The 12,581-nt window shown below is 41.0% G+C and carries 15 protein-coding genes; 13 read left to right on the top strand and 2 right to left on the bottom strand.

The window, feature by feature from the left end; all coding sequences use genetic code 11:
* Positions 1–89: 89 nt before the first annotated feature.
* The 5 genes from I585_RS10120 to I585_RS10140 are packed head-to-tail and all read left to right on the top strand — an operon-like array spanning position 90 to position 4,447.
* The gene (locus tag I585_RS10120) at positions 90–1,730 is read left to right on the top strand and encodes a BglG family transcription antiterminator (RefSeq protein ID WP_010741670.1); all 1,641 of its coding nucleotides are present in this window, start codon (positions 90–92) and stop codon (positions 1,728–1,730) included.
* Positions 1,727–2,176: a PTS sugar transporter subunit IIA gene (locus I585_RS10125; RefSeq protein WP_010741671.1), complete on the top strand. Its 450-nt coding sequence runs from the start codon at positions 1,727–1,729 to the stop codon at positions 2,174–2,176. The genes I585_RS10120 and I585_RS10125 overlap by 4 nt, the downstream gene beginning before the upstream one ends.
* Positions 2,173–2,454, top strand: a complete 282-nt coding sequence (locus tag I585_RS10130) for a PTS sugar transporter subunit IIB (protein ID WP_010741672.1) — start codon at positions 2,173–2,175, stop codon at positions 2,452–2,454. Before I585_RS10125 ends, I585_RS10130 begins: the two co-directional genes overlap by 4 nt.
* Positions 2,455–2,458: 4 nt before the next feature.
* Complete coding sequence (locus I585_RS10135; protein WP_010741673.1) at positions 2,459–3,709, top strand: PTS ascorbate transporter subunit IIC; 1,251 nt, start codon at positions 2,459–2,461, stop codon at positions 3,707–3,709.
* Positions 3,710–4,447: a sugar isomerase domain-containing protein gene (locus I585_RS10140; protein ID WP_010741674.1), complete on the top strand. Its 738-nt coding sequence runs from the start codon at positions 3,710–3,712 to the stop codon at positions 4,445–4,447.
* Positions 4,448–4,482: 35 nt separating this feature from the next.
* Here I585_RS10140 and I585_RS10145 read toward each other — a convergent pair whose 3' ends face one another.
* Positions 4,483–4,662: a hypothetical protein gene (locus tag I585_RS10145; RefSeq protein ID WP_010741675.1), complete on the bottom strand. Its 180-nt coding sequence runs from the start codon at positions 4,660–4,662 to the stop codon at positions 4,483–4,485.
* A gap of 74 nt (positions 4,663–4,736) precedes the next feature.
* Between I585_RS10145 and I585_RS23375 the strand changes: the two genes are divergently transcribed.
* From I585_RS23375 to I585_RS10185, 8 genes are all read left to right on the top strand, one after another.
* Complete coding sequence (locus I585_RS23375; RefSeq protein ID WP_010741676.1) at positions 4,737–4,904, top strand: hypothetical protein; 168 nt, start codon at positions 4,737–4,739, stop codon at positions 4,902–4,904.
* Positions 4,905–4,990: 86 nt separating this feature from the next.
* Positions 4,991–5,179 carry a CsbD family protein gene (locus I585_RS10150; protein ID WP_010741677.1) on the top strand — a complete coding sequence of 63 codons (189 nt, stop codon included), beginning with the start codon at positions 4,991–4,993 and terminating at the stop codon, positions 5,177–5,179.
* A gap of 475 nt (positions 5,180–5,654) precedes the next feature.
* Positions 5,655–6,122, top strand: a complete 468-nt coding sequence (locus I585_RS10155) for a cysteine hydrolase family protein (RefSeq protein WP_010741678.1) — start codon at positions 5,655–5,657, stop codon at positions 6,120–6,122.
* 104 nt (positions 6,123–6,226) lie between these two features.
* A complete protein-coding gene (locus I585_RS10160) occupies positions 6,227–6,826 on the top strand; it encodes a short chain dehydrogenase (protein WP_034708893.1) in 600 nt (199 codons plus the stop codon).
* An 89-nt stretch (positions 6,827–6,915) separates the two neighbouring features.
* Entirely contained in the window at positions 6,916–7,548 is a 633-nt protein-coding gene (locus tag I585_RS22885; protein WP_010741680.1) for a DUF998 domain-containing protein, read from the top strand.
* A gap of 135 nt (positions 7,549–7,683) precedes the next feature.
* On the top strand, positions 7,684–8,595 hold the full coding sequence (locus I585_RS10175; protein WP_034708897.1) for an AraC family transcriptional regulator: 912 nt from the start codon (positions 7,684–7,686) through the stop codon (positions 8,593–8,595).
* Positions 8,588–9,526: a glycosyltransferase family 2 protein gene (locus I585_RS10180; RefSeq protein WP_010741682.1), complete on the top strand. Its 939-nt coding sequence runs from the start codon at positions 8,588–8,590 to the stop codon at positions 9,524–9,526. Before I585_RS10175 ends, I585_RS10180 begins: the two co-directional genes overlap by 8 nt.
* Complete coding sequence (locus tag I585_RS10185; protein WP_010741683.1) at positions 9,523–10,317, top strand: Cof-type HAD-IIB family hydrolase; 795 nt, start codon at positions 9,523–9,525, stop codon at positions 10,315–10,317. The genes I585_RS10180 and I585_RS10185 overlap by 4 nt, the downstream gene beginning before the upstream one ends.
* A 43-nt stretch (positions 10,318–10,360) precedes the next feature.
* Here the strand turns inward: I585_RS10185 and I585_RS10190 are convergent, their stop codons facing one another.
* Positions 10,361–12,454 carry an LTA synthase family protein gene (locus tag I585_RS10190; protein ID WP_010741684.1) on the bottom strand — a complete coding sequence of 698 codons (2,094 nt, stop codon included), beginning with the start codon at positions 12,452–12,454 and terminating at the stop codon, positions 10,361–10,363.
* Positions 12,455–12,581: the final 127 nt, after the last annotated feature.

A 12,581-nucleotide genomic window follows, 5' to 3' on the forward strand; every position in this document is an offset into this window, starting at 1 on the left:
TTCAGTGTTTTTTTATTTTACGGGACTATTTTTTGGTCTACTTGCCATTTTGGAGGCGTGCTACATTAAGGATGAAGGTGAGGATGATAATGAATAACGAATATGTAGATAGTAAACAACGGAAGTATTTGATTATCAAACGTTTGCTTAATCAGGAGCATCTAAGTTATCAGCAATTATCAGAAGATTATTATGTTTCTCGAAGCAGCATCGCCAATGATATTTCCTATATTAAGGATGTGTTTTCGAAGGAGGATTTAGCGTTAACGTTTGACAACTCGGGCACCTATTTCAAAGGATCAGAAGCACAAATCCAGAAAATATTAAAACGAATTGTACTTAATCTGCTGAATAATGAATTATCGACGGAACATTTCATTGATGCGGCGTTAATGAAAAAAGTCGCCCAAGGATTCTCGCGAGCACTGAATGAGAAAAAGATCGAGATACCTGAAAGCTATACTCAGAATATTATTGTTTCTATTGTACTAATCATTCAACGCGCTAAGGAAAATCATCACATTCACTTAGAAGGAACCAACCAATACGGCAAGTTCTTCTTAGAATTTGACAAGTATCCCTTAGTTTATGGACTTTTAAACGAACTGCAGGAACAAAACATTTATCATTTTTCCCAAGAAGAAATCCAGCATTTAACCTATCTGATTGTCGGAAGCGGCTTGCGTTTCTTTATGAAGGATGATGCGATTCCCCTCAGTTTTAGAGGGAAAGTCCGTTTTTTGATCCAAAAAGTTAGTGAGGGCCTGCAGACGGATTTAACGCAGGACGGACGTTTGGAAGAAGATTTAGTCGTGCATCTGTATCAATTGATTTTACGGCTCGAGGCTCAATCATCAGTAGTCAATCCACTGATTGAGGAAATTAAGCAAACGTATCCGTCGCTATATGGTGTTGTTTGGTTTGCGCTAGCGGATTTTTGTAAGCCGTACCAAATTGCTTTATCTGATGATGAGGTGGGTTTCGTAAGTATTCATTTTCAAGCTGCTTTGGAGCGTATTAAAAAGATGCATAAAATTTTGTTTGTTTGTCCAAATGGAATCGGAACAAGTTCGTTTGTTTCGGCGAAAATCCGCCGGATATTGCCTGATGTGAATAGCATTGAAACCGTATCGACCTCGACACTTACGAAAATGGACCTTTCGGATGTTGATTTTATTATTTCCACTGTTCCTGTACCGATCACTGAAAAACCAGTTGTCCGAATCAGTCCGATGGTGACAGCGAAAGACATGAAACGAATTATGAATCATTATATTGATTTGATCATTGCCCGAGAGCAAAATGCTCCGCCTAAATTGGAAATAGCCAGCGAGACTAAAGATCTGATCGCACAAAATATTTTATTTCAAAATTTTTCGACGAAGCAGGAAGCCTTAAATTTCTTAATTGATCAGCAAGCCTTTTCTGACGAGGAACTAAAAGAAAAGTTCAAATTATCTGTTTGGGAACGCGAAAGATTGCAATCGACCTATTTAGATAACGGCTTTGCGATTCCTCATGGTTCACCTGAATTTGTTGAGAAAACAACGATTTCAATTTTGATTTTAGACAAACCCATCAACTGGGGAAATCAAAAAGTCGACATTATCGTCTTATTGATAATCAAGGAAGAGGAAGTTCGAAAAGTTGAACCTGTGATGGAATTGGTCATGCAAGGGATTGAGGATAAAAACGGATTCATATCAAAAATGATGGAGGTTAAAACATGACTTTAACAAATACGATATTGCCAAAAGATCAAATTCAGGTTGCGGAAACAATTGAGAATTGGCAGCAAGCAGTCAAACTTGCCAGTGAACCTTTGCTAAAACAGGGATTTATCACTCAAGAATATATCCAATCCATGATTAACAGTGTGAAGGAACACGGACCGTATATGGTAATAGCCGATTATTTTGCTTTGATGCACGCTCGGCCTGGGGAGGGGGTTATTCAGCAAAGTATGAGTCTGCTGGTAGTGAAAGAGCCTGTCGATATGATGAACAAGCCCGTGAAGATATTTTTAATTCTAGCGGCCAAAGACAATCAAAGCCATTTAGAAAGCTTGCAGAAGATCATGACAATCTTTATGGATACCCAGAAATATCAGGTAATTCTAAGCGGAAATAAAGCAGAAATAACCGAGTTGTTTATTGAAGGAGGAAATGGAAGATGAAAATTTTAGCAGTCTGTGGATTTGGTGTAGGCAGTTCGATGGTATTGAAGATGTCAATTGATAAAGTGGTGAAGGAATTAGGCTTGAAAGCCACCGTTGAAAATACGGATCTCTCAACGGCGAAGGCGACACCGGCCGATGTATATTTCACCAGCAATGAATTGTTGACGGAACTAAAATCATCGGTTAAATCACCTGTTTATCCGATTAAAAAATATATGGATGTTGCTGAAGTACGTGCGCAAATGGAAAAATACTTAAACGAAAGAGAGGGGTAAGATAATGGGGTTTATTACAGATCACATTCTAAAAAATCCGCCGGTGCTATTAGGATTAATTGCTATGATTGGACTAGTCATCCAACGAAAATCGATTTCTGAAATTATTAAAGGTTCTATGACTGCGGCTTTTGGGATGGTTATTTTAACTGCTGGTGTCAACATGCTGGTAGGTACGATCGCACCAATTAATGTGGCCGTCCAAACACAGTTAGGGGTAAAAGTAGCGGAAGGGCTTTCAGACGTGACCTTTACTGCTGAATACGGCGGGACAGTAGGATTGGCGATGTTCTTGGGCTTGATCCTGCATTTATTGATCGCGCGTTTCACACCGATCAAGACGATTTTCTTAACCGGTCATATGCTTTGGTGGTTCCCGTTTGTATTGGTTGCTGGCGGAGTAGAGGCAGGCATGAAGGGGACCATGCTAATTGTAGTAAGTGCGGTCTTGTCAGCCGTTTATTGGTCAGTGATGCCGTGGATTATGCGGAAATATGTCTGGGATGCCACCGGGGACGATTCCTTCTTGATTGGTCATCCGACAGGAATATTGTCTTTGATTTCCGGATTCGTTGCTAAAAGAGTGGGTAATAAGGAAAAATCTACAGAGGACTTGAATGTTCCGGAAAGTCTATCCTTCTTCAGAGAAATTTCGATTACTGGCGGACTGGTGATGTTTTTGATGAATCTTGTTGTAGGGATTATTGCTCCTGTCTTGATTCCCAAAGGCGGCAACCTAGTTATGTTTGGGATTGAAGCAGGTTTAAACTTTGGTGCCGGCTTACTAATCATGCTTTACGGGGTTCGCCTGCTGATCAATCAAATTATTCCTGCCTTCCAAGGGATTGCTGAAAAAGTCGTGCCCGGGGCAAAACCGGCATTCGATGTGCCGATTCTATTTAATTACCGTCCAAATGCCGTAATCATTGGTTTTATCGTCGCGATGGTTACGTCAACAATCATGGTTATTATCGTTAATAGTTTTGATCTTTTCGGTATTTTGATTGTTCCATTGGTCATCACGAGCTTTTTCGAATGTGGCGGTGCTGCTGTAATCGGAGAAGGACAAGGTGGACTTCGCGGAGCGATTATTGGAACAATTACTGCATCGATAGTGATGGTTCTGCTAGTCGGTGTTTCAGCGGTAATGTTTAGTACGACAATTCAGAATTGGATACTGATCTTTGGCGGAAATGATCTTTCCTTGTGGGGAATGGTCGGAAAACTAGTGGGCAGTTTGTTTGGAGGGTTTTAAATGTTTCAATACTTTGATCGTATTCAGGAAATACTAAAAGAGGTTGAGTTAAAAGAAGCAGAGGCAATAAATCAGACGATTGAGCTGCTGACGGATGCTAATTTGAATGAAAAAGGAATTTATATTTTTGGAGCGAGTCATGCGGGGATTTTGGCGGAAGAGCTGTACTATCGTGCTGGCGGAATGATGACGATCAATGCAATTTTTGGTCGTGAGCTGATGCTAGATCAATCACCGATCACGGTTACCAGTAAAATGGAGCGTTTGGAGGGTTATGGGACTACATTAGCCTCAACGATTCCCTTCAAGGAAGGTGATGTGCTGATTCTCCATTCTGTTTCTGGGCGAAATCCCGTAACGATTGATCTGGCATTATCGGCTATCAAAAAGGGTGTAAAGATCGTGGCATTAACGAATGTCCATTATTCAAAACAGGTTTCGAGTCGGCACTCTTCAGGAAAACGGTTATTTGAATTAGCGGATGTTGTTTTGGATAATCACGGAGACACGGGAGATGCCTGTTGTTCTATCGAAGGGATTGAGCAGAAGGTTGGACCTAGTTCTACAGTAGTTGGAGCGACGATTTTAAACACGATTGTCGTAGAAGTCACACGTAAATTAATTGAACGTGGGGTTGAATACCCGCCTATTTTCTACTCAGCTAATCTTGATGGCGGCGACCAATTGAATCAAGAGCTGTTTAAAAAATATGAAAAGGTCATTCATTACAGCTTATAGTACAAAAAACAGAGAAGCAGCCAGTCAACCTCGGCTTACTTCTCTGCTTTTTCGTTCCATTTCTTCGGGCTCCAAATATTGCCTTCCAGCGCGATTTGCAGACTTTCGTTGTCATCTTCTAATTGTTCAATGTATTTTACCGCTTCGCCTATAACGAATTGATACTTTTCATCTGAAATCGTGGCTAATTGTTCTTGCAACCAAGTATTTCGCATTTACTTCACCTCAAAAGCAGTGTAGCATAGAATCAGTTGATGGTCGGCACGTGATGCTTGGGAGGAAATAGACAATGGAAATAAATGAAAGCGTTCTTTTGGAGATAAAGGCTGAATTGGCGGCAGCTAAAATCGAACTGGAACGATTGGAACAGTTGACGTTTTCTAGTGATTTAAAAGAGGAACGAATCAAAACAATCCAACGCGAAATCCAACAGGCGGAACAACTGTTGAATTCATAAGCAAATTCTTCGCCTTCTAATTTTCCCGATGGTAGAATAATTTTAGGAACAAATTTCGATTATTTTATCAAACAGGAGGGTTTATTATGGCAAACAACGATGAACTAAAAGGTAAAGTGAACGAAGCAAAAGGAAAAGTTACAGATGACGAATCAACCGAATTAAAAGGGAAGATTCAACAAGGCTTCGGTAAAGCGAAAGACAAAGCAAAAGAAACAGCAGACGATGTTGCTGGTAAAATCAACAAAAAAATCGACAAAGAAAAAGAAGATTAATTTTTTTGACCCGCCCCGGCGGGTCTTTTCTTTTGCCAGTTTTGCTTTTAGCAGTATATTAATCTTGAGTGACAAATAAGGATTTTAGTAAGAAAATGAGCAAGCGGTTTAGCAAAATGGTATGCGTACGAAAACAAAAGCATTTTTCTGTTTTTTAGAAAAATGCATTCAACCGTATGAGTTAGCTGCCAGTTTTGCTTTTAGCAGTATATTAATCTTGAGTGACAAATAAGGATTTTAGTAAGAAAATGAGCAAGCGGTTTAGCAAAATGGTATGCGTACGAAAACAAAAGCATTTTTCTGTTTTTTTGGAAAAATGCATTCAATCGTATGAGCTAGCTGTCAGTCCAACTTTTCGCAGATTTTCCGAGAGTCAAATTTTTCTCTTTCCTTATAAGTTAATCTCAATTTTGGCTGAAAGCCTTTCGCGATTGCATTATAATGGGATAGAAGGAAAGTGAAAGGTTGGGGTTAGGTGAAACAGACAGCATTATTGGTTGTGGATATTCAAACTGGAACATTGGCACCGTTAATTGGGAAGGAAAAACTGCTGGAAAATGTGAATGAATTAATCGGACATTTTCATCAGAAAAAACTGCCGGTCATCTTCATAAAGAAAGTCGGATATGGGGAACTTTCTTCTAAATTGCAGCGAGGAGCAAATGATTTGGTGGTTTCAAAGGTTCAAATGAATACATTCAAATCATCAGATTTTCAGCTGTTGGTTGCCGATCATAAGCTGGATGATTTTGTCGTCGTCGGTTTGATGAGTAATGCTTGTGTGCAAAGTACTTGTAAAGGGGCGTTGGCAGAAAATTACTCGGTAACATTGATCGAAGATGCTCATGATTCGGTGATTAAGCCGATGCGAACTATTTGGAATAAAAAATTGAGTGATCTTGGTGTAACGACAAAAACTACCAAAGAATATTTAGAACAGTAAAATATCAGCCTCAAAGTTTTCATATTTCAATTTTATTAGCGGAAAACGTTGGGATGACAAACGAATTAAAAAATTAGTTTATAAAAAACGAGGAGTGAATGATTGTGCGTATTTTAGTAGTCGGCGGCAAAGGGACGATCGGTCAAGCGATCGTTGAGAAATTAAAAGAGAATCATGAGCTTATTCTAGCGGGCAGAACCAGCGGCGATGTCCAAGTAGATTTGACTTCGACGGACAGTATCGAAACGATGTTCAAAAAGGTTGGTCATGTGGATGCGATCGTTAATGCATCGGGAGCCGCAAAATTTCAATTAGTAGAAGAAATGACACCAGAGGATAATATGGTGGCGGTACAAAGCAAATTGTTAGGCCAAATCAATTTGGCGCTGATCGGGCAAAACTATTTATTACGTGATGGGAGCATCACCTTGACCACAGGGATCATGAAGGACGATCCGATTCCTGGCGGGGCTTCTGCGGCGATGGCAAATGGCGGTGTTAGAGCCTTCGTAAAATCAGCGGCGATCGATTTCACTCACGGAATCCGCATCAACTGCGTCAGCCCCAATGTTTTGGTCGAGACCTATGACAAATACCAAGATTCTTTTAAAGGGTTTGTACCTGTACCCGCTGAGCGAGTGGCGATGGCCTACGTTAAGAGCGTGGAAGGCAAACAAACCGGGCAAGAATACCAAGTCTATTAAAAACGAATCACTTTCGCAAAAGCGGGAGTGATTTTTTTGTTTCATTAACGGTATAATAAAACTAAAAGCTAGCTAAAAAGGGAGAAACGATGGGAAGATCAAGGATTCAATGGTTAGGATTGTTAGGGGTAGTCAGTTTTCTTTCGTATACGGCGGCAGTTGTTTTTAGTCCGCTGGCCTATCCGGGATATGATTGGATGGCACAGGCCGTCAGTGATTTGAGTGCATCGAATGCCCCTTCGCGCGTATTATGGGGACAGCTTTCTGCGCTATATAATGGGTGCGGCTTGGTATCGATAACTTTGGTTTTCATTTTTGTTCAAGGCAAATTAACGAAACTGCTGCGAAGCGGAATCTACTTTTTTACCGCGATGAACTGGGTCAGCGGTGTCGGATACCAGATGTTTCCGCTAACGGATAGTGGTTACGCGGGCGAATTTCAAGATCAGATGCATGTGGTAGTGACGGTTCTAGTCATTCTATTATCGATCATTTCTTTAGTCTTGATCATAATTGGCGGTATTCGTGAAAAAAGCTTCTTTTCATTGGCGATTTGGGCCGGATTGGCGCTGGTATTAATGATCGCTGGAGCGGTTGGTATCAATGTTGTGCCGATCGAATACTTTGGCATTCCTGAACGCTTTAGTGTGTTCGCAGCCACACTTTTCAACGCCGTATTAGGAGTTTATCTGTTCAACGGATTTAACATCGCGGACAAATAGAGATAATCACTTTCACAGTCGTGGAAGTGTTTTTTTGTAAATGAAATTTCTATTTATAAAAAAATAGTTTCAGTTCTTATGATAGTAGGCTATAATATTTATAAATACTATAAAAATAGTTTCGGATGTGATTCGGTGTTAGCGAAAGAGCTTTACTTAGACAGTAACTTGAAGGAATTGATGGAATACCCGGATAATGCCTTCCCCTTCGGTATTTGGCAGGATGATTTTAACAAAACCGTCGGTCAGATTTTGAATTATCATTGGCATGAGACGATCGAAATGAATGTGCTGTTGAATGGGACCTTGGATTATCGTTTGGCCGATCAGCGATTTGTCTTAAATGAAGGAGATACCATGATCGTTTATTCCAATAGTCTGCATGGTGCGGCGCTGCGGGAAAAAGCGGACTCGGCGGAGATGCTGACGATCGTTTTTTCGGCTGATTTATTAACCGGCGGTGCAGGAACGATTTATCAAAAATACTTTCAAGCGTTAAGCGCAGAAGGTTTCCTTGGGAAAAAATTCGAACATAATAGTGAGATGGGACGAGAGATGTATGGCCTGCTAACAGATTTAGCAGCTACTGAAGAAGGCATCGGCTATGAGCTAAGGGTGCTTTCCAAGCTTAGTCGGATTTGGGAAAAGCTGTTCATTCACCTGATGGAACAGCAAAAAAAACCGGTAAGCAAGCGCTCGGAAAAATATGAAAAAGAAATCAAAGACGTGATGAATTATGTTCAGCAGAACTACATGGAACGTGTCACGATTCAAACGATTTGCCAGCATACTGGAATCAGCCGCTCGGAGTGCTTTCGCATTTTCGCCCGCTTTACGCAAAAGAAACCGATGGAGTATATCAATGATTACCGCATGTCAATGGCTGTCGCGCTGATGCTGAACACGAGTTGGACTGTGGACCGAATCGCGCAAGAATGCGGCTTTAAAAATGCCAGCTATTTCGGAAAGCTGTTTAAAGAGCGCTTTAATCAAACGCCTAAAAAGTATCGAATAAATCAAAGAAAAGAGGAAAGAGCGATTGGATAAAATTGCAGTACTGATCCCTTGCTATAACGAAGCGCAAACCATTCAAGCAGTGATCGATGATTTCAAGAAGGAATTACCAGAAGGCACGATTTACGTGTACGACAATAATTCTACTGACGACACCTATGCGATCGCCAAAGCGGCGGGGGTGAAGGTTAAAAAGGAAAGCCGCCAAGGAAAGGGAAACGTGGTACGAACGATGTTTCGCGAGATCGATGCCGAATGTTATCTGCTGGTCGATGGCGATGATACGTATCCTGCTAAAGATGCGCGTAATTTGTGTCGTGAAGTTTTGGAAAACGGAGCGGATATGGTGACGGGCGATCGCTTGTCTTCGACTTATTTTTCGGAGAATAAACGTCCCTTCCATAATTCGGGCAATGTCATCGTACGCAATCTGATCAATTATTTCTTCAAGGGCAATATCAAGGATATTTTGACTGGCTATCGTGCGTTAAGCCCGTTGTTTGCCAAGAGCATGCCAGTTTTAAGTAAAGGCTTCGAGATCGAAACGGAAATGAACATTCACGCGTTGGATAAAAACTTTGTGATCAAAAACGTGGAGGTCGATTATCGCGATCGACCTGAAGGCAGCGATTCGAAATTGAATACGGTGTCCGACGGGCTGCGTGTAATCAAGACGATTTTCCAATTGTTCAAAGATTATCGTCCCTTATTATTTTTCAGTGCCTTGGCAGCATTTTTGACCGTCTTGGCAGTCATTTTGGGAATTCCCGTTTTCTTAGACTATTTCCGAACTGGTTTGGTGGAACGGATGCCTACGTTGATCACCGCCGGCTTTCTGATGCTGGCTGCATTACTAAATTTATCCTGCGGGTTCATATTGGATACAGAAAATAAAAAAGCGCGTCAAAATTTTGAGCTGCAATTAAATGTTTTACACCAACTTATCAAAGGAGGCAACGCATGATCAAAGCAGTGGCAGTAGATATGGATGGAACATTTCTAAATAAACAAAATGACTATGACCGTCCTCGATTCGAGCAACTTTTTAGCCGGATGCAAGAAAAAGGGGTTCGTTTCATTGTAGCTAGTGGAAATCAGTATTACCAGCTGCGCTCATTCTTTAGTTCCTATCAAGGAATCACTTATATTTCGGAAAATGGGGCTTTGGTTTTTAACGACCAAGGATTGCAGCAGGAGCGGCATTTTACCAAAGAACTCACTGAAAAGATCATTACGTTCTTAGTAGAGGGCGCTCACGATTTGGAATTTGTGACTTGCGGTATCAAATCCTCTTATATGTTGGAAAGCGCCAGCGAAGACTTCAAAAGATTTGCGCGGATTTATAGCTATCGTCTTGAAGAATTAGCAGATTATGCGGAGCTGCCAGATGATCCAATCGTGAAATTTGCTTTGGATGTCGAAGTGGAGAAGACTTATGAGATCGCTGAACATTTAAACGAAGCATTTGCCGGTGAAATTACGGCAGTTACTAGCGGACATGGCAGTATCGATATCATTATTCCGGGAGTAACAAAGGGGCGAGCAATCAAGAGCTTACTAGAAGAATGGGGTATCGAGCCGAATGAGCTGGCCGCATTTGGCGATGCCAATAATGATTTGGAGATGCTGGCATTAACGGAACACAGCTATGCCATGAAAGAGTGCAGTCCTGATGTTTTAGCAACAGCGAAAAAACAGGCGCCATCCAATAATGAATCTGGAGTCTTACAGGTTGTAGAAACATTATTAGCGTAAAAAAAAAGCGAAAACAGTTTGTCACTCACTGTTTTCGCTTTTTTTATTTGTCTGTTTCATTCGCGTATTCTTTATACGATTTTGTTTTGTATAGCTCTTCCGTCGAGCGTTGACCGTTCTTGGAAAAGACGCTAGTTGATTGATCACCCAGTTGCTTCTCGATACCATTCAAGGTTTTCACTGAATTTTTGTAGTTGAACTGCTCGGTTTTAACTGGGCTCAGGTCGCTGTCATAATAGAATCGCAGCAAGTCGCCATTATTGATTTGATCAGAAGCGGCAAGCTGTTCATCGACTTTCTTTTTAAGCTCTTTCGCTTCTTCAAGCACTTCAGGGCGGCTAAAGTTTAGCAGTTCACCTGTTTGATTGTCGTAAATGTCTCCTTTATGGTAAGAATAATCTTTCGTGACGAAATTTCCGTTGCGGAAGGCGACCAACTCCTCTTTATTCGGCGACAGCATATCATGTCCCAACAGCATCAAATTGTCCGAATCGTACCCGATCATGTTTAACAATGTCGGCAGTACATCAACCTGTCCACCATAAGTATGATTGATCCCACCCTTTTCTTGACCGGGAATATGAATGATCATTGGAACTTTTTGCGCCTGCATCGTATCGAAAGTCGTCCAATCCTCCTTACCAAACAATTCCTTTGTGTCCTCGATTCGAGAATCAGAAATCCCATAGTGATCCCCATATAAGACAATCATCGAGTTTTCGTAGAGGCCGCTGGCTTTGAGATAATCGAAAAATTCCTTAATCGCGGTATCCGTATAGTTTGCGGTTGCGAAATAGCCGTCGATCGTAGAATCTCCGGTATTTACCTTAGGAAAACCATTCTCCGCTTCGGGCAATTCAGAAAACGGGTAGTGGTTAGAAACAGCCAGAAACTTCGCATAAAAAGGCTGCTGCAAATGCTCCAAATACTTCACCGATTGTTGGAAAAAGGGTTTGTCGTGCAAGCCATATTGGAACGAGTTAGCATCATTTAATTTGTAATAGCTGGCATCAAAGAAATGCTGGTAGCCGAATTTTTTATAGGTCTCGTTTCGATTCCAAAAGTTGCCGGCATTTCCGTGGAAGGCGGCCGTTGTATAGCCCAATTTTTGATCAAGGATCGAAGGTGCGGCGTTAAAAGTATTTTTCCCACCTAGTTGGGAGAAAAGTGAGCCTTGATTCAGTCCAAACAGTGAATTTTCCAACAACGTTTCTGCGTCACTGGTTTTTCCAGCGCTCACTTGATGGTAAAAATTATCGAAGCTGAAGGAACTGTTGCTGTGATACAGACTATTTACGAAAGGCATTACTTCATGTTCTACGCCATTTTCATCCTTCAGTTTGTAATCGATCAAGAATTGATGGGCACTTTCCAAATGAACGTAAATAATGTTCTTATCCTTAGCAATGCCAAAGGTTTCAGGATTCTTTTCTTTTGGATGCTGCTTCAGCTTTTCTGCCAGTACTTCCATATCATTGGGACTTGCCTGTGCGCGGATTTGCGAGACTTGGTAAGTCTTGACACCATCATAAACCGTGTAAGCATTGATCCCTAAATATTTCACCAGATAATCTCTGGAGAAGGTCCTCGTTAATAGTCCCGGCCGACTCGTTTCCGCCAAAATAATATTTCCAGATAGGAACAATAAAGAAGCGATCGTGACCGAAAAAGCAAACTTCGCTCGAACAGGACGGATATCTAAGGGTATTTTTTTGAGGAGTAAGACGGCTAATACAACGATACAATCTAGAAAATACAACACATCATGGGGCTTAAATAAACGAATCGCACTCTCGCCAAGACCGCTGGCGACTTTCCCGGCCCCCAAGATCGTATCAATCGTAAGAAAATCCGTAAATTCCTGATAATAAACGACGTTCGCAAACAGCAGCAAGCTCAATAACAAATAGATGAGATAGCCGGTGATATAGGCGGCTTTAGTTCTTCTGATAAATAAAAAGATCGACAAAAAGAGCATCGTTGTCGCTATTGGGTTAATCAAGAGGATGAATACTTGCAGCGCATTATCCAATCTCAAATCGAAATCAACAAAATAGGCAAATAAATTTTTAACCCACAATAAAAGCGTCAGTAATAAAAAGAAGCCGAAGCGTGAATTAAGTTTGCGTTTGATCATAATAGAACCTCTCTTAATCAGCTTTGTAATTAGTTAATTGTACCCAATCTGACACCAGCGTGTAAAGGTTACATGAGATTTATCCGCATTATTTATAAAAAAAGCAATGATAAATGAATAAAAAATA

Origin of the sequence: Enterococcus malodoratus ATCC 43197 (assembly GCF_000407185.1) — a bacterium.
GTDB classification, from domain to species: domain Bacteria; phylum Bacillota; class Bacilli; order Lactobacillales; family Enterococcaceae; genus Enterococcus_A; species Enterococcus_A malodoratus.